This is a genomic window from Gordonia sp. ABSL11-1 (genome assembly GCF_030315685.1).
Lineage (GTDB): Bacteria > Actinomycetota > Actinomycetes > Mycobacteriales > Mycobacteriaceae > Gordonia.
The window spans coordinates 112,693-133,169 of the sequence record NZ_JASXSI010000001.1; the positions used below are offsets into that span (position 1 = coordinate 112,693).

Genomic DNA, 20,477 nt, shown 5'->3' on the forward strand with positions numbered 1-20,477 from the left:
CTGAGGTCACCCCGACGACGACTGAGGTCACCCCCGACGACGACTGATCGCCCCGTGCAGGAATTGGTGGGTGGTCGTCGCGCGTTTATCCTTGCAAAGACATGTCCACGCCCTCCCGAGCACCCGTCTACCTCGATCACGCCGCTTCGACCGCCATGCTCCCCGAAGCGATCGAGGCGATGACCGCTGTCTTCGCCCAGCCCGGGAACGCGTCATCGTTGCACGGTTCTGGCCGCTGGTCGCGCCGCAGGCTCGAGGAGGCGCGCGAGTCGGTCGCGGCGTCCGTGGGTGCACGACCCTCCGAGGTCATCTTCACAGGCGGCGGTACCGAGTCCGACAATCTCGCGTTGAAGGGAATCCACTGGGCCCGACGCCGGGAGAATCCGGCACGGCGACGCATCATCGTCTCGGCCGTCGAGCACCACGCGATCCTCGACCCCGCCGTCTGGCTCGCCGAGGCCGACGACACCGAACTGGTCATCGCCCCGGTCGATGCCGAGGGTTTCGCCTCGGTCTCGTGGTTGCGCGACGAACTGGCCGCGCACGCCGACGAGACTTCGGTGATCTCGATCATGTGGGCCAACAACGAGGTCGGCACGATCGAGCCGGTCACCGAGATCGCGGCCCTCGGCGCCGAGTTCGGGGTGCCGGTCCATTCCGATGCCATCCAGGCGGTGGGACACATCCCGGTGGACTTCGGCGCGAGCGGTCTGTCCGCGCTGAGTCTTGCCGCACACAAGTTCGGTGGCCCGCAGGGAGTGGGTGCGCTGCTGTTGCGCCGCGACGTCGAGTGTGTCCCACTTCTGCACGGCGGCGGTCACGAACGCGATGTCCGTTCCGGCACACAGGATGTCGCGGGCGCAGTCGGAATGGCGACCGCGCTGCGGCTCTCGGTGGAACGGATGACCGAGAGCGTGCGGGAGGTGACCGCGTTGCGTGAGCGACTGTTCGACGCACTGCTCGCACTGCCCGGAACGGTTGCGAACGGCCCGCGCGACGATCGCCGTCTGCCGGGCAACGTGCACGTGTCGTTCGACGGTTGTGAAGGCGACTCGCTCCTGATGCTCCTCGACGCCAACGGTGTCGAGTGCTCCACCGGTTCGGCCTGCACCGCCGGGGTCGCGCAGGCCAGTCATGTTCTTCTCGCGATGGGCCTCGACGTCCCGACGGCACGCGGCTCATTGCGGTTCTCGCTCGCTCCGGGCTCGACGCCCGCGGACGTCGACGCGGTGACCGAGGTCATCGGAGCGGTCGTCGACCGTGCCCGTGCTGCGGGGCTGGTGTCGTCGCCGTCGGGGGAGGGACGCTGATGCGAGTACTCGCAGCGATGAGCGGCGGGGTCGACTCGTCGGTGGCCGCCGCCCGCGCGGTCGATGCCGGGCACGAGGTCGTCGGTGTGCACCTCGCGTTGTCCACCGCGCCCGGGGCGTTGCGTACCGGGTCGCGTGGCTGCTGTTCGAAGGAGGACGCCTCCGACGCGCGCCGCGTGGCCGACGTCCTCGGTATCCCCTTCTATGTGTGGGACTTCGCCGATCGCTTCAAGGACGACGTGATCGACGAGTTCGTCGATGCCTACGCGGCCGGTCAGACCCCCAATCCGTGTCTGACCTGCAACGAGAAGATCAAGTTCTCGGCGCTGGCGCAGAAGGCGGTGGCGCTGGGGTTCGACGCCCTGGCGACGGGTCACTACGCCCGGTTGGCCGACGGCGAGTTGCGCCGGGCGGTCGACGAGGACAAGGACCAGTCGTACGTCCTCGCGGTGCTGACCGCCGAGCAGTTGGGGCGGGCGATGTTCCCCGTCGGTGACACCCCGAAGGGCGAGATCCGTGCGGAGGCGGCACGTCGTGGACTCGCGGTCGCCGAGAAGCCGGACTCCCACGACATCTGCTTCATCCCGACCGGTGATACCCGCGCGTTCCTCGGCGCCCACATCGGCATCCGTCCCGGGGCCGTCGTCGACGCCGACACCGGCGACCGACTTGCCGAACACGATGGTGTCCACGGATTCACCATCGGACAGCGCAAGGGGCTGGGGATCGACGCTCCGGCCGTCGACGGCCGACCGCGCTACGTCACCGACATCGATCCCGAATCCGGCACGGTGACAGTCGGTTCCGCGTCACACCTGGACGTGTGGTCGATCACCGCTCATCGTGCCGTGTGGACCTCGGGCCAGCCACCGGCCGGCCCGATCGACGCGATGGTGCAGGTGCGTGCCCACGGTGGCCTCGCCCCGGTCCGCGCCACGCCGGTGATCCGCGACGGTCAGCCCATGATCGACATCGCCCTCGCCCGACCGCTCACCGGCGTCGCCCGGGGGCAGGCGGCTGTGCTGTACCTGCCCGACGACGATCACGGTGACCTGGTGATCGGCTCCGGCCGCATCAGCTCGACCGACTCCGATCCCGCGACCGGTGTGCGAGCCGAGGCGGTCACGGTCGGTCACGACGCGTGATCGCATCCACGCAACTGCTGCACGGCGGTGTCGGCACAGGCGTCGGGTCGATGCCCGGCACCGACCCGCGCGAGGCGGCCGCAGTCATCAACGGAGAACTCGATCTCGCCCACCTCGCCGAACTGCCCGCCCGCGGACAGGGTGCCGACATGGTCGGCCGTATGGCCGCAGTCCTGGTCGATCTCCCGATGGACGCCGGAACCTGGGGCTATCGTCTCGCCGGCCGCGGCTCGTCCGTCGCGCGCCGCGCGCGCGACTTTCTCAACGCCGACCTCGACGCCGTCGAAGAACTCTGGGACACAGCAGGTTTCATCGGTATCGAGCGTCCCTTCAAGCTGCAGGTGTGCGGCCCGTTCACGCTGTCGGCGTCGGTGGAACTACCCGCCGGGCACAAGGTCCTGCGCGATCGCGGGGCCTGGCAGGATGTCATCGCCTCGACCGCCGAGGGGGTGGCGCAGCTCGTCGGCGAAGTGCGTCGGCGTCTGGGGGCCGCGGTCGTCCTGCAGATCGACGAACCGATGATCGGTGCGGTGCTCGACGGCGAGGTGCGGCCACTGACGCGGTTCGACACCATTCCCGCGATCCCGCTCCCGGAGGTCGCCGACGCCCTCGGCGGACTCGCCGAGACGGTGGACTCCCCGGTGATCGTGCACAGTTGCGCGCGTCCCCGATGGGACCTCGTCGACCGGCTGAGCGGAGTGGCCTGGTCTCTCGACGTCACCGACCCCACGTCCGACGACCTCGACGGTATCGGCTCCCTCGTCGATCGCGGTGGCATCCTCCTCGCCGGGGTGATCCCGTCGTCGTCCGGTGATCGCCGGGTGCGCGCCGAGACCGTGGCCACCGGGCTGGCCGCGCTGACCGACCGGATCGGCCTCGACCGGAAAGTGCTGTCGCAGAACGTGATCGTCACCCCCACCTGCGGATTGGCCAGCGGGACTCCGCAGTGGGCGACGACCGCGCTCGGGTTGTGTGCCCAGGCAGGCGAACTGCTCGCCGCCGATCCCGACGCCCTCTGATCCCGCCGGTGGCAACCGCGAGTCCGCCGGTGGCAACCCCGATCCCGTCGAGGCCACTGTCGGTTACGATGCCTCGAGTTTCGCCAATGACCTCTTCGGCGCGATCTGGCGGTAGCTGGCGTCGAGGAGTTCAGCCACCTCGGTCCAGTCCGTGTCGTCGTCGAGGACGATGCCGAGCCATCCGTAGGCGCCGAGGTAGGCCGGCAGGAAGAACCGGTCGTCGGCCAGCAGCGCCTCACGTTCCGCCGGATCGGTGATGAACAGCACCGACTGGTCGTACCGCTCCTTGCTGCCCCTGACGCTTCCGCCGTAGTTCCCGAACATCTTGCCGCACCGGAACGTCGGACGTCCGTGGGCGATCGCCTCCGTCGTGTCGGGCAGCGCCAGTGCGATCTCGCGAACGCGGGCCAGGATCGGATCGTCGTCGTCGAACATGATCGGGTGCGGCATGGACCAACAGTAGAACGATCACCCCGATCGTGTCAGCGGCCTCCGATACGCTCGTGACGTGGCAGAAGAACGCGGTACGACGGACGTCAGCGGCGACCTGCGGGAGCAGTGGACCGGACTCGCGGACGAGATTCGCGACCATCAGTTCCGGTACTACGTCAAGGACGCGCCGATCATCACCGACGGTGAGTTCGACAGATTGCTGCGCGCGCTTCAGGAACTCGAGGACGCACACCCGGAGCTCGCGGCACCGGATTCTCCGACGAAGCTGGTCGGCGGTGGCTTCTCCACCGCCTTCACGCCGGTCGATCATCTCGAGCGGATGATGTCGCTCGACAATGTCTTCGACGCCGAGGAGATGCGCACCTGGGTGGATCGGGTGGAGGCGGAGACCGGTTCGGGCGTCGACTACCTCTGTGAGCTCAAGATCGACGGCGTCGCCCTTGCCCTGGTCTACACCGACGGCACCCTCACGCGAGCGGTGACCCGCGGTGACGGACGGACCGGCGAGGACGTCACCCTCAACGCCCGCACGATCGACGACGTCCCGCAACGGCTCAGTGCCTCCGCCGACTTCCCGATCCCTGCCGTCCTCGAGGTGCGCGGCGAGGTCTTCTTCCGTGGCGAGGACTTCGAGGCACTGAACGCGTCGCTGGTGGCCGATGGCAAGGCGCCGTTCGCGAATCCGCGCAATTCCGCGGCCGGTTCGCTGCGGCAGAAGAACCCGCAGGTGACCGCCCGCCGGCGGTTGCGCCTGATCTGCCATGGCATCGGCCACACCGAGGGCTGGCGTCCGGCGTCGCTGCACGACGCCTACCTGGCGCTCGGCGCGTGGGGTCTGCCGGTGTCCGACCACACGACCAAGGTCGACGGCGTCGCACGGATCCTCGACAAGATCGAATACTGGGGCGAGCACCGGCACGACGTCGAACACGAGATCGACGGGATCGTCGTCAAGGTCGACGACGTGACCCTGCAGCGGCGACTCGGCTCCACCTCGCGTGCACCGCGATGGGCGATCGCCTACAAGTACCCGCCCGAGGAGGCGACCACCAGACTGCTCGACATCAAGGTCGGCGTCGGACGTACCGGTCGGGTGACGCCGTTCGCGTTCATGGAACCGGTCCTCGTCGCCGGATCCACGGTGTCGCGCGCGACACTGCACAACGAGTCGGAGGTGCGGCGCAAGGGTGTGCTGATCGGGGACACGGTCACGATCCGCAAGGCGGGCGACGTGATCCCGGAGGTCCTCGGACCCGTCGTCGACGTCCGTGACGGCAGCGAGCACGCGTTCGTCATGCCGACGCGATGCCCCGAATGTGGCACCGAACTGCGCCCGGAGAAGGACAGCGACGCCGACATCCGTTGTCCCAATTCAGAATCCTGCCCGGCACAGCTGCGTGAGCGACTCTTCCACCTGGCCGGGCGCGGGTCGTTCGACATCGAGGCGCTCGGTTACGAGGCGGCGACCGCCCTGCTGACCTCCGGGGTGATCACCAACGAGGGAGATCTGTTCGGGCTCACCGCCGACGATCTCGCCACGACCGATCTGTTCACCACCAAGGCGGGCGCGCTGTCGGCGAACGGCAAGCGTCTGCTCGCGAATCTCGACGGTGCCAAACAGGTTCCGCTGTGGCGGGTACTGGTCGGGCTCTCCATCCGGCATGTGGGGCCGACGGCGGCCCGGGCACTGGCGACCGAGTTCGGATCGCTGGCGGCGATCGAGGACGCGACCATCGAGGAACTCGCCGGAGTCGAGGGACTCGGGACGACACTCGCACAGAGCATCCACGATTGGTTCACCGTCGACTGGCACCGGGATGTCGTCGAGAAGTGGCGTGCTGCAGGTGTTTCCATGGAAGACGAACGTGACGAGTCGATTGCGCGCACCCTCGAGGGCAAGACCGTCGTGGTGACCGGTTCGTTGCAGGACTTCTCCCGCGACGGCGCGAAGGAGGCGATTCTGCAGCGTGGTGGCAAGGCGTCGGGGTCGGTGTCGAAGAAGACCGACTTCGTCGTCGTCGGCGATTCGCCGGGGACCAAGGCCGCCAAGGCCGAGCAGCTCGGTGTGCCGGTGCTCGACGAGGACGCTTTCAAGCACCTGTTGGAGACCGGCGAGGGGCCAGCGCCGTCAGAGGAGGAGTGACCCTGCCGTCAGGTGTTCCTCAGTTCTCGGCACCCGTTTCAGTTCTCGGTGCCGGTCAGTTCTCGGTACCCGTCTGTTCTCGGGACCCGTCAGTTCTCGGTACGCAGTACCGTGCTGACGATCCCGGCGAGGTATCCGAGTCGGGCCACTTCGGAGGGGCGGAAGTCGGGGCCGCCGATCCGGCCGAGGAGGATCGCCTTCTCGCCGCCGCCGAGCGGCGCGGCGGCCAGCCGGGTGTCCATGTCCTGCCACACGTCGGGCACCCAGGCGGCGCTTGCGTCGAGTTGTCGGGCACGGTCGAGCGGTAGCCAGTCCGCCGTGGTGAGCGGTGTCTCCGGTGCACCCGAACTGCCGAACAGTTGCAGCACTGCGCCATTTCCTCCGCTGGTGATGACCATGGCCCACGAGACCCGCAGGACGCGCGGGGTGTTGTCGACGAGGACCTGGAGCCGTTCGTCGTCGGAGGTGGCCACCTGGTCGACGAGTTCGAGCTCGCGGTGGGTGTCGAGGACTCCGGCGTACGGCCGGATCGAGTCCACCCGGACGCCCTTGAGTTTCTCCGCCGCGGTGATCAGCCCGTCCGGTAGGGAACCGGGGGCGATGTCGACGACGAGGTCGTCGACCGCATAGCCCTCGCCCCGTTCGACGACCTCGAGGGAGAGGATGTCGGCTCCGACCGAGCCGAGCTGGACGGCGAGCAGGCCGAGGCTGCCCGGTCGATCCTCGAGGTAGACGCGCAGCAGGTACGACACGACCGCCATTGTCGCACTGCGACGAGTGGGTCGCGCGACGTGCCCGGCGGCGTACTCCGGGGACCCCGCGCTGCGCCGATGCCGGGCGAACGCCACCATGGGGACATGGTCGACAACGCATCCCGCGCCGGCGGCGCCGACGGTCCGGCGCAGGTGACGACCTCGGTCGCGCGTCGGATCCAGCCCGGACGCGAGCACGATTTCGTCAGCTGGACCGACGCGGGTATCGCGCTGGCGCGCACTTTTCCGGGCTTCCTCGGCGGCGGCTGGCTCCGCAACTCCCGGATCGACGACGAGTACTACGTCGTCTACCGGTTCGCCGACGAACAGACGATGGACGACTGGGTGTCGTCGCCGGTGCGGAAGGCGTGGCTGTCGCGGGGTGAGGGCGTCGCCGTCGAGTACGCGACGCATCGTCTCTCGGGTATCGAGGGCTGGTTCGAGCCGCAGCAACACCTGACCCACGCCGTCCGGGTGCACGGCGCAAGCGCACCGCCTCCGCGGTGGAAACAGGCCATCACCATCTGGCTCGGCTTCTTTCCGCTCTCGCTGGCCATCAACCTGCTCGTCATCGGACACCTCGACGCGGTGCCGGTGGTGCTCAAGACCCTGATCGCCACGCTGATCAACACTCCCCTGATGGTCTATCTCGTGCTGCCCTGGCTGACTGCCCGCCTCCAGCGCTGGCTGGGCTGACCGCTGCCGGCCCCGGGTGTTCGCCGCCGGGCCGCACCCGGCGACCCGCCGTCGACCCCGCCGTCGAGACCGCGTCGAGGCGTCGGGGTGCACTCCCATAGGCTGGTGGGGAACACGCACGACACGGCGAGAAAGGACCTGGCATGTCCAGCGGATCAGAGTCGGCGATCTCTCGGGAGGAGGTCGCGCACCTGGCTCGGCTGTCCCGGCTCGCGCTGACCGACGAAGAGCTCGATCAGTACGCGCAGCAACTCGACTCGATCCTGGCGCACGTCGCCCAGGTGTCCGGGGTGGCCGCCGACGACGTGCCCGGTACGGCGCATCCCGCCGCGCTGGCGAACGTCCTGCGTCCCGACGAGGTCGTGCCCTGCCTGACCACCGAGCAGGCGCTGTCCGGTGCGCCTGCCGTCGAACAGGATCGTTTCGCGGTCCCGCAGATCCTCGGGGAGGGACAGTGACCAGCGGACCTCGCGCGATCGCCGACGGTGACCTCATCGGGTTGTCGGCCGCCGAACTCGCGGAGAAGATCACCGCCCGTGAGGTGTCGTCGGTCGAGGTGACCCAGGCGCACCTGGACCGCATCGCTGCCGTCGACGACGAGTTGGGCGCCTTCCTGCATGTGAGCGGTGCAGACGCGCTGGTCGCCGCGAAGGCCGCCGACGATGCGATAGCCGCCGGTGACGCGCCGTCGCCGCTTGCCGGTGTGCCGATCGCGCTCAAGGACGTCTTCACGACCGTCGACGCGCCCACCACGTGCGGTTCGAAGATCCTCGAGGGCTGGGTGCCGCCGTATGACGCAGCCGTCACCGAACGTCTGCGCGCCGCCGGGATCCCGATCCTGGGCAAGACCAACATGGACGAGTTCGCCATGGGCAGCTCGACGGAGAACTCGGCCTATCAGGTCACCCGGAATCCCTGGGACACCACCAGGATTCCCGGCGGATCGGGCGGTGGCAGCGCGGCGGCCCTCGCCTCGTTCCAGGCGCCGTTGGCCATCGGCACCGATACCGGCGGATCGATCCGACAGCCCGCAGCGGTCACCGCGACGGTCGGTGTGAAGCCCACCTACGGCACGGTGTCGCGATACGGACTCGTCGCCTGCGCGTCCTCGCTCGACCAGGGCGGTCCGTGCGGCCGGACGGTCCTCGACACCGCTCTGCTGCACTCGGTGATCGCCGGGCACGACAAGCGTGACTCGACCTCGATCGATGCCCCGGTCCCGGATGTCGTCGAGGCCGCGAGATTCGGTGCGCAGCAAGATCTCTCGGGTGTTCGCATCGGCGTCGTCACCGAGTTGCAGGGCGAGGGTTACCAATCCGGTGTGCTCGAGTCGTTCCGGCAGGCGCTGTCCGTCCTGACCGAACTCGGGGCCGAGGTCGTCGAGGTGTCGTGTCCGCATTTCACCTACGCACTCGGCGCGTACTACCTGATCCTTCCGTCGGAGGTGTCGTCGACCCTGGCCAGGTTCGACGCCATGCGGTACGGGCTGCGCGTCGGCGACGACGGTACACACAGCGCGGAGGAGGTCATGGCGTTGACCCGTGACCGGGGATTCGGCCCAGAGGTCAAGCGACGCATCATGATCGGGACCTACGCGCTCTCGTCCGGCTACTACGACGCCTACTATGGGCAGGCGCAGAAAGTACGGACGCTCATTGCGCAGGACTTCTCGACCGCATTCGAGAAGGTCGATGTCCTCGTCTCGCCGACCACCCCGACGACCGCGTTCGCGCTGGGGGAGAAGGTCGACGACCCCCTCGCGATGTATCTGTTCGACCTCTGCACACTGCCGGTCAACCTGGCCGGTACCGGCGCGATGTCGGTGCCCTCCGGTGTATCCGCCGACGACGGTATGCCGGTCGGCCTGCAGATCATGGCCCCGGCTCTCGCCGACGACCGGCTGTATCGCGTGGGCGCCGCGTACGAGGCCGCCCGCGGCCCGATCGGGTGATCATCACCCGTCGCCGCTGACCGAGGACATGCTCGACGTCTGCTCGGTCCCGTAGCGATGCCCCACCCCCGGTGTGCCGTCCAGTGATCCGAGCAGGTCAGCACTGGTCTGGACGAAACCTGCGACCGGCAGCCACGGCGGCCGGCGGACCGGCCGCCCGATCGTGACGGTGTCCTGCGGCTCGTGGGACGGTCGCCACAGCAGGGAGATCGACCACCGGGGGATGGGATCGGAGGCGTTCGCGAGCACGACGCGAGGAGCTCCCGATCCCGGTTCGGCGGCGATGGAGTCGCCCGGCACCCCGGTCAGCAGCGTCTCGGTGACCGCTCCGGGGCGTGCTGTCGCAGCCCACGCTCGCGCATCCTCCGCACCGATGGCCCCGAGACTCTGTCCGTACAGGTGGATCTCGGGCCGGTGCCCGGCAGGTAGGGTGGCGGTGCGATCGGCGACCGCGCGCAGCAGGGCGATCGCGCTGCGTCCCGCGGCCCCGCGGTCTCCGACGAACGCCCGCCACGACGGCTGATCGGCGTATTGCATGGCCAGGATCTCGACGTCACCGGCAAACCGGTCGCGGTAGCCGTCCACCGCTGTCGCGTCGACCCAGCCGGATCCGGTCGGGACGGCGATGACCACGGCGTGGCGGTCGAGGCCGCCCGCCCGCTCCCACCGTGACGCGAGTGCGTGACCGTGCTGGGGCAGATCGGCGCCGTCGCCGAGCTCGTACAGCACCCCGGGCGGGGTCCGGTGCGATGTCGGGGTGTCGTCGGCGTGCGCGGCCGGCAGATAACCCGCGGCCAGGGCGGTGATCGTTGCGGCAACGATGGCTGTCGTCCGCGGCAACCACACCAGCGCGACGAACACCAGCACGGCCGGGACGACCGACCATGTGACCCAACCGATTCCCACGCGCCCGACCTCCAGATCGGCTCGCAGCGCGTTCTGCCACGTCGCACTGAGCAGGGCCGCACACACGAGCGTGGCCACCGCAGCCGAGGTCGCGGCGACGGCGGCCGCCGGCCGCCAGACACGACGACGGGTCGCCCCGAGCGCCGCGACGGTGGCGAGTCCCACGCAGACCGCAGTGAGGATGCCGGAGGTGACGGGACCTCTGGGCAGGCCGGACGGCCACAGCCCGACGACGGCGCCGATCGCGGCCGCAACCGCGGTGAGCGGATGCGGCATCGTCGTCTGACGTCGGCAGTGGCGTGTCGGGCCGGCCGGAGCCGACGCCGTGATCACCGCGAGGGGAGGGTTCGCCGGTCCACGAGGTCGGCCCACCCGCGGCCGACACCCGAGGAGAGGATCTGTGAGGCCGACTCCACCGCGGTGGGTGGACCGTCGTACTGGCGCCAGGTGTTCAGGCGCAGGCCCATGTCGGCGGCCGAGGCCGCGGCCTGACACCACGGGGTGCTGCAGGACGCGTGCATCCGGTCCACGAGCATCCGGTCGAGGCGCAGGCGTGCCCAGCCGCCGAGCGGGTGGTCGGTGCGGGCGGCGAACCTCAGCACGTCATAGCCGAAGTCGTGCGAACGGCAAAGAACCTCGAAGCCCCTGGGCAGCGTCACCGGTGATGAACATCCGCCGGTGGGATTCACCGGGTAGCCGTCCTCCATCAGGGGCCGATAGCCCATCACCGTGGCGAAGTCGGCGGGCAACTCGCGTGTGACGTCGGCCTCATGACCATTCGTCAGGTCCTGGACGACCCTGCCCGCCGGGGTGTCGAGGTCGCGTGGGTCCGGGGCCACGACGACACGGCTGCCCCCGGCGCCGTCGGTACCGGTCAGTGGGCGGGCATCCGACGCGCCGAATACGAGTCCGAGAAGCGTTGTGGCCATGACGATCAGGACGAGGACAAGGGTGCCCCGGCGGCGTCGGGGCTGGTGGTGGCGGTTCTGTGTCATGGCATCGAAGCTACGAATCCACGACACTGTGCCACATCGTCCTTAACGGTGAATGAGTGTGCGCCGTCGAGGGTGCCGTGACCTGCGATCTCTGCCTCTGCCGAGGGAGGTCGGGATCCCTCTCGGGGATGAGGACGGCCGGTGGCCGTGCGCCCTACGGTGGGTAGTCGAGGTGATGGAGATGTTCCGACGAACGAGATCAGCTGCCGGCAGGGCCGGGACCGCGGTGATGCGCGAGGTCCGTGAGCTGCCCGCGGCGCAGGACCCGGCCGTGCAGCGCTACGTACGATCGCCGGCCAACTGGTTCTTCCTGGCGGTCGCCGTCATCCTGTACTCGGTGTCGTGGCCCACGCTGCCGCTGACCCATTCGATGCCCGACTACGCACTTCCGGTCGTCGCCGCGTTCGCGGCGTTCCCGATCGCGCTGGCGTGGTCGGCGCCGGTGGTGGGCTGGGCCGTCTCGGTGGTCTCCGCTCAGCTGATCGGATTGCTCGTTCCGACGCTCAACGGATGGAACTGGTCCATCCAGGTGACCCAGATCATCTCGCTGCTCGTGCTGACGTTCTTCGCCTATGCCCGATGCTCGTGGCGCTGGATCCCGGTGGTGTGGGTGAGCACGGCCATCGTGTTCGCGCTGGCCGCTCCGCCCGAGGCGCGTGGCGGCTGGGTCTTCGGGCTGACGTTCATGGCCGTGGTGGTCGCGTTGGTGCGCGTCCTCGTACGGTCTCGTCGGCAGCTCGCCGCGAGTACCGAGCAGACCCAGCTGGTCGAGTCGCAGAAGGCCATCCTGCAGGAGCGTGCGCGAATTGCCCGTGACCTGCACGACGTTGTGGCACATCGGATGTCGGTGGTGGTCGTGATGGCGCAGACCGCACGCTACCGACTCGCCGACGTGAGCGAGGAAGCGGCGGCCGAGTTCGAGTCCATCGCGGTGTCGGCCCGCGCGTCACTCGACGAGGTCCGCCAGATGCTCGGTGTCCTGAGGACCGACGGTGAGGCCCCGGCGGCGCCGAATCCCGGTCTCGACGACATCGCCCTGCTGGTCACACAGACCCGGATGACCGGTGCCACCGTCGATCTGTCGGTGTCCGTCGACCGTGAGAGGGTCGGGGACGCCGCGGGACTGATCATCTATCGGATCGTGCAGGAGAGCCTCGCGAACGCGACACGTCACGCGCCGGGTTCCCGCATCGACATCGCGGTCGCGCCGTCGTCCGACGGTGGCACCGACGTGACAGTGCGCAACACGGCACCGGCGACGGAGCCGGTCCGAATCCCGGGTCCGGGCACCGGGATTCCCGGGATGATGGAGCGGGCGTCGGCCGTCGGCGGCACGCTCACCACGCAATCCACCGAGGACGGAGGGCATCTCGTCCACGCGGTGTTACCCGGCCATGATGCTCGCACCGGCATCGTCGAACACATACCGACCGACGGCGCGACGATCGCCGATCAGGCGTCGTCTGCCACCACCACCGCCGGCCCGGTCACGACGACAGACGAATAGGCTCAACGCGTGGCTGTCACGGTGGTGGTCGTCGACGATCAGGCGATGGTGCGTCAAGGGTTCTCCGCACTTCTCGGTGCGCAGGACGACATCTCGGTTCTCGGAGACGCCGCGGACGGGGTGGAGGCGGTCGCATTGTGCGCCCGCGTCCGGCCGGATGTCGTGCTCATGGATGTCCGGATGCCGCGGAAGGACGGTCTGCGCGCGACCGAGGAGATCCTGCGGGCGTCGGCCGGCTCGGCGCCGACGACCAGGGTTCTCATGCTGACCACCTTCGACATCGACGACTACGTCTACGAGGCCCTGCGCGTGGGGGCCTCCGGGTTTCTTCTCAAGGACGCGCCCGCCGACGAGCTCGTGCGCGCGGTCCGTGTCGTGGCGGCGGGGGAGGCGCTGCTCGCGCCGTCGATCACCCGACGGCTCATCGCCGAGGTGACGTCGCGACGTGCCCGCGCGCCTCGTCATCAGGCGGTCGAGCAGCTGACGCCGCGGGAGCGCGAGGTGCTCGATCTCGTCGCGGACGGCAAGTCGAACGGTGAGATCGCCGCCGAACTCTTCGTCTCCGAACAGACGGTGAAGACACACGTCAGCAGCGTGCTCACCAAACTGGCGCTGCGCGATCGCGCCCAGGCGGTGGTCTTCGCCTACGAGAACGGGCTCAAGTGAGCCCTGCCGCCGCGGACAATCGATGCGAGCGGTCGGTGTGAACGGCGGGATGACCTGACATCCGGCACATGCTCGCCCCGCACACTAGATTGAGTGGCGTACGTGAGAGCGACGTACATGACAGGTCAGCGGCGAGAGAGGGTCACACGGTAATGGCCAAGAGGTTCGGCATTCTGACCAGCGGCGGCGACTGCCCCGGGCTGAACGCGGTGATCCGCGGAGCGGTACTCAAGGGTGAAACCGTCTACGGCCATGAGTTCGTCGGCTTCAAGGACGGTTGGTACGGCCTCGTCTACGGCGACATCATGGAGCTCAACCGCACCACGGTCCGCGGCCTCTCGCACGAGGGCGGAACCATTCTCGGCACCAGCCGATTCGGCCCCTACCAGGAGCCCGACGGTGGTGCCGAGAACATCAAGAAGGTCCTCAAGAACCTCGAGATCGACGGTGTCATCGCGATCGGCGGTGAGGGCACGGCGTCGGCGTCGAAGCGGTTGTTCGAGGACGGCATCAACATCGTGGGGGTGCCCAAGACCATCGACAACGACCTCGACGCGACGGACTACACGTTCGGATTCAACACCGCCGTCGAGATCGCGACCGAGGCCATCGATCGGCTGCGCACGACCGGCAACTCCCACAAGCGTTGCATGGTGCTCGAGGTGATGGGCCGTCACGCCGGATGGATCGCCCTGTACTCGGGTATCGCCGGTGGTGCGCACGCGATCCTGATCCCGGAGCAGCCGGAGAGCCTCAACCAGATCTGTGCCTGGGTCACCAGCGTGAAGAGTCGCGGGCGCGCACCCATGGTCGTGGTGGCCGAGGGCTTCAAGCTCCCCGAGATGGAGGAGGCCTACTCCGTCAAGGGCCTCGACGGGTTCAACCGCCCACGGCTCGGCGGCATCGCGGAGGTCCTCGCGCCCCTGATCCAGGAACGCACCGGCATCGAGACCCGCGCGACCGTGCTGGGACACATCCAACGAGGCGGCGTGCCCACCGCGTTCGACCGGGTGCTGGCCACCCGCCTGGGGATGGGGATCACCGACCTGTGCGCCGACAACGCCTGGGGAAAGATGGTCGCACTGAACGGTACGGACATCGTGCGCGTCGACTTCGCGGACGCGCTCGCCAACCAGAAGTCGGTGCCCGCCGATCAGTATCAGGAGATCCGGGTCATCTTCGGCTGAGTCACAGGTCGGGTGGGTAGGTCGCCGGGTAGACCGGGGCCTGCGCGACCGGTTCGCGGGGGATCACCAGCCACAGCACGAGATACAGCAGTACCTGGGGTCCGGGCAGCAATACCGATGCGACGAACAGGACGCGGATGATCGTGGCGTCCCAGCCGTAGCGTGCGGCGATCCCGCCACACACCCCGCCGAGCCAGGAGTCGGAGCGCGAACGCATCAATCGGTTGGGGGTCGGTGTCGTCATGGTCATGTCGAGTCCTCTCTCGTGTCCTCGACACTACGGATCGCCGGCGCCACCGGCATCGGGGATGACCCTGATCCTCACCCCCGCTTCTCGGGCCCCGTGATGCCCGGGCGGTGTCGTCGCCGCGGCGAGCAATAAGATGGACGCCATGATTGCCGCTGCCAGCGAACTTCTCGACTACGACCAGGTCATCGCCGATTTCGATCCGGTGCTGGGACTCGAGGTCCACGTCGAACTCGGCACCGTGACCAAGATGTTCTGCGGCTGTCCGACCGCGTTCGGGGCCGATCCCAACACCCAGGTGTGCCCGGTGTGCATCGGTCTACCGGGCTCGTTGCCGGTCGCGAACGCGAAGGCGATCGAGTCGGCGATCCGCATCGGACTCGCGCTGAACTGTTCCATCCGCCCGTCGAGTGTGTTCGCGCGGAAGAACTACTTCTACCCGGATCAGCCGAAGAACTACCAGATCTCGCAGTACGACGAACCGATCGCCCACGACGGGTACCTCGAGGTGCTCCTCCCGGACGGCACGCCGTGGCGGGTCGAGATCGAGCGCGCGCACATGGAGGAGGACACCGGCAAGTCGCTGCACATCGGTGGCTCGGGGCGAATCCACGGCGCCAGCCATTCGCTGCTCGACTACAACCGTGCCGGTGTGCCGCTTGTCGAGATCGTCACCAAGCCGATCGTCGGTGCGGGCGTGCGCGCTCCCGAGGTCGCGCGCGCCTATGTCACGGCACTGCGCGATCTTCTCAAGGCGCTCGACGTGTCGGATGTCCGCATGGACCAGGGATCGCTGCGGTGTGATGCCAATGTCTCGCTGATGCGCAAGGACGCCACCGAGTTCGGCACCCGCACCGAGACCAAGAACGTGAATTCCTTGAAGAGTGTCGAGGTCGCGGTCCGTCACGAGATGCGCCGCCAGGCCGCGATCCTCGAGGCAGGTGGCGAGATCATCCAGGAGACACGTCATTTCCACGAGGAGGACGGCACCACCTCTGCGGGCCGTCGCAAGGAGACAGCCGAGGACTACCGCTACTTCCCGGAGCCGGATCTTCCTCCCGTGCAACCAGATCCGGCATGGATCGACGAACTCGGCACCACGTTGCCAGAGATGCCGTGGGTGCGTCGGACCCGCATCCAGGAGGAGTGGGGTGTCTCCGACGAGGTCATGCGCGACCTCGTCAATGTCGGCGCGATCGATCTCATCATCGAGACCGTCGATGCCGGTGCCGGCGCGGAGGCCGCTCGCGGTTGGTGGGTCTCGTTCCTCGCGCAACAGGCCAATTCCCGGGGCGTCGAGTTGAGCGGTCTGTCGATCACGCCCGGGCAGGTGGCGACGATCATCGGCCTGGTCGACGAGGGCAAACTCACCACGAAGCTCGGCCAGCAGGTCGCGACCGCCGTCCTCGACGGCGAGGGCGAGCCGGAGCAGATCGTCGCCGACCGGGGTCTCGAAGTCGTCCGTGACGACTCCGCGCTGCAGAAGGCTGTCGACGAGGCACTCGCGGCCAATCCGGACATCGCCGAGAAGATCCGTGGTGGGAAGGTGCAGGCCGCGGGGAAGATCGTCGGCGACGTCATGAAGGCGACCCGCGGGCAGGCCGATCCGGCGCGCGTCAAGGAACTGGTACTCGCCGCCTGTCAGTGACCGCGTCCCCCTCACGGGGCGGGGAGCATCGCGAGGACGTCCCGGCTCGCGCCGGCGTCGACGAGGCGGGTGCGCATCGTCTCCAGCCAGGCGTCGGCCCATCCGTGATCGACCGACGCCAGGATGTCGAACTGTGCGCGCCAGGATGCCCCGCTGGATTCGGGAGATCCGGGCGGGTGCAGACGTCGAGAGATCCGTTCGGAGATCGACTCCGCCACCCATCGGAGGAACTCTTCGGCGCCGTCGGTACTCAGGTCGGACAAGACGCGGTCACGTTCCCGGGATGTCAGATGCCGGCCGCCCGGCCCGCGCACGCAGTAGGGTGTCGAATCACCACGGATCGAGCCGAGGACCGGTACGTCGTCCGGTCGTGCTCTGAGTCTGCGTGCGAGATCGATGATCCGAGTCCGCATTTCGTCGTCGAGCTGGTCATCTGAACCGTCCCCGCCCGGTGCCGGGACGGGCATCAGCTCACGGCCGGGAACGATTGCCGCAGGTGGCCCGCGCACTTGAGCCATCCGACGCTCAGGGGGCCGTCCTTGTTGATATAGGTGATGCACTCCGGATGCGAACCGTCATCGACGTAGCCACGGATGACCTCGTACTGGATGCCACCGCCGCGTTGTTGGAACCACGGTGCGATACGGCCGGTGTCCACCGGGAACGGCTTGGTCATCTCATACACGTGGTAGTTGCAGTACTGTTCCTGTCCCTGTGGTCCGGACAGGTTCGCCCTGTGGTCCGGACAGGTTCGCCCTGTGGTCCGGACAGGTTCGACGGCGGGAGTGATCGGGCCGCATACTTCGTGCCCGGAACCGACAGGAAGTTGCCGCCTTCGCCGCCGTAGCGGTCCATCCGCTTACCGACCCTCAGCGTGATCTTGTGCTTGATCGGCTGCTTGTTGCGGTCGAGCACGTAGCCCTGCTCGGCCGGGTAGATCCACCAGTTCGTCACCTTGTCGTCGAAGTACGTCTCGTCGAACTCGTACTTGTTCATCGTGAGTCCGAACCGCTGGTATCCGTCCAGCTGCTCTCCGACCGGCGGACGGGTGGACAGGGTGGCCGGTCCGGATCGGCTGTTCCGGTCGTAGGGCGCGATCGAACATCCTTGGGTGGTCGGGCCGCCGAGTGATCCGAGGTCCAGATCGCCGAATGGGCCGGGCGCAGCGGTGGCAGCCGCTCCCGACGAGAACGCCAGCGACAGTGCGAAGGCCAGGATGACGAGGGGGACTGCGACGGGTCATGGCCGCGCCTTTCGCAGAGGTGATCGCGAATGTGGATGCACCGAACAGTACCGAGATGCCCTCACCGCGTGCGTCTCTTTCCGCAACGTCGAGCGAACGCTTCAGTCGTCGTGAAAGCTCAGGTGCGGTCCTCCGTCGACGACGGTGGCAGCCATTTCACCACGCGGTCGTCGGTGCTGACCGGGTTGCCGTATTCCTTGTTGACCGTGGCGAATTGCAGGATGCCGTTGTCCAGGGCGACCATCCGGCCGAGCGCCCCGTACCGCTTCTCGAGGACGACCGCGGGCGGGGTGATCGCCGGCTTCTGCCGCGTGGGCTCGTTCAGCACCTCGATGTGTTGAGTTCGCGTGGTGGACACATAGATCGCGCCCGAGGTGGCCGCGCACCCGGCGATCTGCGGCTGGTCGGGCCACGTCCACAGCACCTTGGGACCCGAGGACTCGAGGACCTGCAGGCGGTCCTCGGTCGAGCCCTGGTCCGCGAAGTACAACGTCCCGCTGGCCGAGCTGGGACACAACGACACGTTCGAACCGAGTCCGGAGGCGAGCACGCGGGGCCGTGGATTCGCGTCGGACCGGAAGGACGTGACCGACAGGATCTTCCCGGCCAAGGACGAGGGGGAGGCCGCGGCCGCCGGATCACCCGCGTTGCCGGTGGCGACCACCAGTTCGGCCGGGCTGCGGAAGTACATCGAACCCATGTTCCCGGTGGCACCCTTGGGGATCCCGACGAGGATCGGTTTGGGGACATCTCCGGGCGCCAGACGCACGATCCGGTTGTCCGACGGTGTCGTGATCAACGCGTAGATCAGCCGGTCTTGCGAGTACGTGGGGGAGAAGGCGAATGCGATCAGTCCGCCGTCGCCCGAGGCGTCGACCGGGGCAGTGGCCAGGACCCGTTGCGGCCCAAAGCGTTTGGTGGTGATGATCTTGCCGGTCGTGCGTTCGGCGACGACCGTGACGTCGCCCTGGTCGTCGCCGGGCAGGACGGCGGCGGTGGAGGCCAGGCACGTCGCGATCACCGCGGGATCGGGGTCGACGCACGGTCCAGGCGGCGGAGGCGCCGGTGGTTCGGTGGGGGATGGCCGCGGCTGTTCCTTCTTGGCGGCCGACTCGTTGTTCGCACTGAACGCGCCGGCGTCCTTGGCACGATCCTGATCGGTGAAGTCGGCGCATCCGCTCACCATCACGAGGACCGACACGATCGCGAGGAAGGTGCCGACACGGGTGGCCCGTGTCCGGTTTCCCGTTGTCGTCGGCCGCCCCATGCGCATGCCACCCACAGTAGGCGATCGATTCCGACTCACCGCGGGCTGCACGAGCCGGGCGGGGTGAGTGCGCCTACAGTCGGAACCGTGAACGAACGTGACATGGCTGCAGGCAGCGGTTCCAGTCCGTACGATGAGCCGACCGGCGAGATCGACCTGGGCGAGGCGACACCCCAGCGGCGTCGTCGGGCGCCGACCGAGGACCGCGACGACTTCTACGCCCGACACGCGATCCCGCCACGGGCGGCCATGTCGCGCGTCGACGATCTCGACGACATCGATCCCGACGACATCGAGACCAGGGCGATCCCCACCGACTCCGGTGTGCCGGCCACACGATCGGCCCCGGTGGCGAACCCCGCGGCGACCCCGGACGCCGCCTTGCCGCCGACCCCGGAACCGGCCCCACCGCTGGAAACGTCGTCCTCCGAGGCCCCCACGCACCGGTTCGCCAGTCCGGCTGCGGGACGCACCCCGGTGCCGACCGAGCACCTGCGCACCGATCCGGGGCCCGACGAGACGGACGCGGATGACATCCGGACCGCCACCGCGCGGACGGATGCCGTCACCGCGGTCCCGGCCGCCGGTCTCGGCGAGGGTGCCGTCCCGACGGCGGCCACCGAGCGGTACGACGCCGGTGTGTACGACACGGCCGGATTCGACACAGCCGCGTACGACACCAGTGGGTACGACACTGATACCCCTGCCAACGCGTCGGACGATCGTATCCGGTCGGCCGAGGAAGACCTGTCCGACGCCGAACGCCGAGCGCGACGGGGCACCCTCGACCTCGGACTCCTGTTGTTGCGGTGCGCGGTCGGCGCGATCGCGATGGCCCACGGCGCCCAGAAACTCTTCGGATGGTGGAACGGTCCGCGCCTGTCCGGCTTCGAGGACATGCTGGTCAACGCGCCCAACCCGGCGATCGGGTTCCAGGCCGACGCGGCCCGCCCGCTTGCGATCGTAGGCGCGCTGTCCGAGACGCTCGGTGGGCTGATGCTCGTGGTCGGTCTGTTCACACCTGTGGCCGCGTCCGCGGTTCTCGGCGTGATGCTCGTCGCCGGTGCCTACAAGGCCACACTGGCCGGCGGCGTCTGGTTCTTCGCAAGCGGCGGAAACGGTGCCGGTATCGAGTACGAGGCACTGCTCGCCGTGTGCGCCGCAGCGATCATCCTGGCCGGGCCCGGCCGGATCGCGCTCGACGCACCACGCGGGTGGGCGCGCCGCCCGGCGTGGGGTTCGCTGGCGCTGCTGGTGGTCGGGATCGGTGCTGCTGTCGCGGTGTGGCTGGTCTTCAACGGCACCAATCCGTTCCAGTCGCCGGGCAATCCGACCGGCTGAC

General features: G+C 68.5%; 21 protein-coding genes. 12 read left to right on the forward strand and 9 right to left on the reverse strand.

What is annotated here, in order from left to right; all coding sequences use genetic code 11:
• Positions 1–101 precede the first annotated feature (101 nt).
• From QSJ19_RS00535 to QSJ19_RS00545, 3 genes are read left to right on the forward strand one after another with little or no spacing between them, the layout of a single operon-like run.
• Positions 102–1,310 (forward strand): cysteine desulfurase family protein, encoded by a 1,209-nt coding sequence (locus tag QSJ19_RS00535; protein WP_286317743.1) that lies wholly within the window; start codon positions 102–104, stop codon positions 1,308–1,310.
• Positions 1,310–2,455 (forward strand): tRNA 2-thiouridine(34) synthase MnmA, encoded by a 1,146-nt coding sequence (gene mnmA / locus QSJ19_RS00540; protein ID WP_286317744.1) that lies wholly within the window; start codon positions 1,310–1,312, stop codon positions 2,453–2,455. The genes QSJ19_RS00535 and mnmA overlap by 1 nt, the downstream gene beginning before the upstream one ends.
• Positions 2,452–3,474: a uroporphyrinogen decarboxylase/cobalamine-independent methonine synthase family protein gene (locus QSJ19_RS00545; RefSeq protein ID WP_286317745.1), complete on the forward strand. Its 1,023-nt coding sequence runs from the start codon at positions 2,452–2,454 to the stop codon at positions 3,472–3,474. Before mnmA ends, QSJ19_RS00545 begins: the two co-directional genes overlap by 4 nt.
• A gap of 63 nt (positions 3,475–3,537) precedes the next feature.
• On the opposite strand, the gene QSJ19_RS00550 is transcribed toward QSJ19_RS00545, so the two are convergent.
• Positions 3,538–3,924, reverse strand: coding sequence for an MmcQ/YjbR family DNA-binding protein (locus tag QSJ19_RS00550; protein ID WP_286317747.1), 387 nt, complete (start codon positions 3,922–3,924; stop codon positions 3,538–3,540).
• A gap of 58 nt (positions 3,925–3,982) precedes the next feature.
• Between QSJ19_RS00550 and ligA the strand changes: the two genes are divergently transcribed.
• Positions 3,983–6,070 carry an NAD-dependent DNA ligase LigA gene (gene ligA, locus QSJ19_RS00555; protein ID WP_286317748.1) on the forward strand — a complete coding sequence of 696 codons (2,088 nt, stop codon included), beginning with the start codon at positions 3,983–3,985 and terminating at the stop codon, positions 6,068–6,070.
• Positions 6,071–6,159: 89 nt separating this feature from the next.
• Here ligA and QSJ19_RS00560 read toward each other — a convergent pair whose 3' ends face one another.
• Positions 6,160–6,831 (reverse strand): ACT domain-containing protein, encoded by a 672-nt coding sequence (locus QSJ19_RS00560; protein WP_286318134.1) that lies wholly within the window; start codon positions 6,829–6,831, stop codon positions 6,160–6,162.
• A gap of 96 nt (positions 6,832–6,927) precedes the next feature.
• Here QSJ19_RS00560 and QSJ19_RS00565 point away from each other — a divergent pair, with 96 nt between their 5' ends.
• From QSJ19_RS00565 to gatA, 3 genes are all read left to right on the forward strand, one after another.
• Positions 6,928–7,518, forward strand: a complete 591-nt coding sequence (locus QSJ19_RS00565) for an antibiotic biosynthesis monooxygenase (protein ID WP_286317749.1) — start codon at positions 6,928–6,930, stop codon at positions 7,516–7,518.
• 143 nt (positions 7,519–7,661) lie between these two features.
• Complete coding sequence (gatC, locus tag QSJ19_RS00570; protein WP_286317750.1) at positions 7,662–7,976, forward strand: Asp-tRNA(Asn)/Glu-tRNA(Gln) amidotransferase subunit GatC; 315 nt, start codon at positions 7,662–7,664, stop codon at positions 7,974–7,976.
• A complete protein-coding gene (gene gatA, locus QSJ19_RS00575; protein ID WP_286317751.1) occupies positions 7,973–9,469 on the forward strand; it encodes an Asp-tRNA(Asn)/Glu-tRNA(Gln) amidotransferase subunit GatA in 1,497 nt (498 codons plus the stop codon). The genes gatC and gatA overlap by 4 nt, the downstream gene beginning before the upstream one ends.
• Before the next feature lie 3 nt (positions 9,470–9,472).
• Here gatA and QSJ19_RS00580 read toward each other — a convergent pair whose 3' ends face one another.
• Positions 9,473–10,651 (reverse strand): alpha/beta-hydrolase family protein, encoded by a 1,179-nt coding sequence (locus QSJ19_RS00580; RefSeq protein ID WP_286317752.1) that lies wholly within the window; start codon positions 10,649–10,651, stop codon positions 9,473–9,475.
• Positions 10,652–10,704: 53 nt separating this feature from the next.
• Positions 10,705–11,370, reverse strand: coding sequence for a hypothetical protein (locus QSJ19_RS00585; protein WP_286317753.1), 666 nt, complete (start codon positions 11,368–11,370; stop codon positions 10,705–10,707).
• Between the two features lie 181 nt (positions 11,371–11,551).
• Here QSJ19_RS00585 and QSJ19_RS00590 point away from each other — a divergent pair, with 181 nt between their 5' ends.
• The 3 genes from QSJ19_RS00590 to QSJ19_RS00600 all read left to right on the forward strand — a co-directional run bounded on the left by QSJ19_RS00590 (position 11,552) and on the right by QSJ19_RS00600 (position 14,730).
• Positions 11,552–12,877 carry a sensor histidine kinase gene (locus QSJ19_RS00590; protein WP_502876053.1) on the forward strand — a complete coding sequence of 442 codons (1,326 nt, stop codon included), beginning with the start codon at positions 11,552–11,554 and terminating at the stop codon, positions 12,875–12,877.
• 9 nt (positions 12,878–12,886) lie between these two features.
• The gene (locus QSJ19_RS00595) at positions 12,887–13,543 is read left to right on the forward strand and encodes a response regulator (protein ID WP_286317754.1); all 657 of its coding nucleotides are present in this window, start codon (positions 12,887–12,889) and stop codon (positions 13,541–13,543) included.
• A gap of 152 nt (positions 13,544–13,695) precedes the next feature.
• Positions 13,696–14,730, forward strand: coding sequence for a 6-phosphofructokinase (locus QSJ19_RS00600; protein WP_286317755.1), 1,035 nt, complete (start codon positions 13,696–13,698; stop codon positions 14,728–14,730).
• Position 14,731: 1 nt separating this feature from the next.
• On the opposite strand, the gene QSJ19_RS00605 is transcribed toward QSJ19_RS00600, so the two are convergent.
• Positions 14,732–14,974, reverse strand: a complete 243-nt coding sequence (locus tag QSJ19_RS00605; RefSeq protein ID WP_286318136.1) for a PspC domain-containing protein — start codon at positions 14,972–14,974, stop codon at positions 14,732–14,734.
• A gap of 148 nt (positions 14,975–15,122) precedes the next feature.
• Here QSJ19_RS00605 and gatB point away from each other — a divergent pair, with 148 nt between their 5' ends.
• Complete coding sequence (gatB, locus tag QSJ19_RS00610) at positions 15,123–16,625, forward strand: Asp-tRNA(Asn)/Glu-tRNA(Gln) amidotransferase subunit GatB (RefSeq protein WP_286317756.1); 1,503 nt, start codon at positions 15,123–15,125, stop codon at positions 16,623–16,625.
• Positions 16,626–16,636: 11 nt separating this feature from the next.
• Here gatB and QSJ19_RS26715 read toward each other — a convergent pair whose 3' ends face one another.
• The 4 genes from QSJ19_RS26715 to QSJ19_RS00630 all read right to left on the reverse strand — a co-directional run bounded on the left by QSJ19_RS26715 (position 16,637) and on the right by QSJ19_RS00630 (position 19,141).
• A complete protein-coding gene (locus tag QSJ19_RS26715) occupies positions 16,637–17,143 on the reverse strand; it encodes an Imm63 family immunity protein (RefSeq protein WP_353507108.1) in 507 nt (168 codons plus the stop codon).
• Positions 17,092–17,301, reverse strand: coding sequence for a glycohydrolase toxin TNT-related protein (locus QSJ19_RS00620; protein ID WP_286317758.1), 210 nt, complete (start codon positions 17,299–17,301; stop codon positions 17,092–17,094). The genes QSJ19_RS26715 and QSJ19_RS00620 overlap by 52 nt, the downstream gene beginning before the upstream one ends.
• The gene (locus QSJ19_RS00625; protein WP_286317760.1) at positions 17,298–17,621 is read right to left on the reverse strand and encodes a glycohydrolase toxin TNT-related protein; all 324 of its coding nucleotides are present in this window, start codon (positions 17,619–17,621) and stop codon (positions 17,298–17,300) included. Before QSJ19_RS00625 ends, QSJ19_RS00620 begins: the two co-directional genes overlap by 4 nt.
• A 365-nt stretch (positions 17,622–17,986) precedes the next feature.
• Complete coding sequence (locus tag QSJ19_RS00630; protein ID WP_502876054.1) at positions 17,987–19,141, reverse strand: PQQ-dependent sugar dehydrogenase; 1,155 nt, start codon at positions 19,139–19,141, stop codon at positions 17,987–17,989.
• An 81-nt stretch (positions 19,142–19,222) separates the two neighbouring features.
• Between QSJ19_RS00630 and QSJ19_RS00635 the strand changes: the two genes are divergently transcribed.
• Positions 19,223–20,476: a DoxX family protein gene (locus QSJ19_RS00635; RefSeq protein WP_286317761.1), complete on the forward strand. Its 1,254-nt coding sequence runs from the start codon at positions 19,223–19,225 to the stop codon at positions 20,474–20,476.
• The last annotated feature ends 1 nt before the right edge of the window (position 20,477 follow it).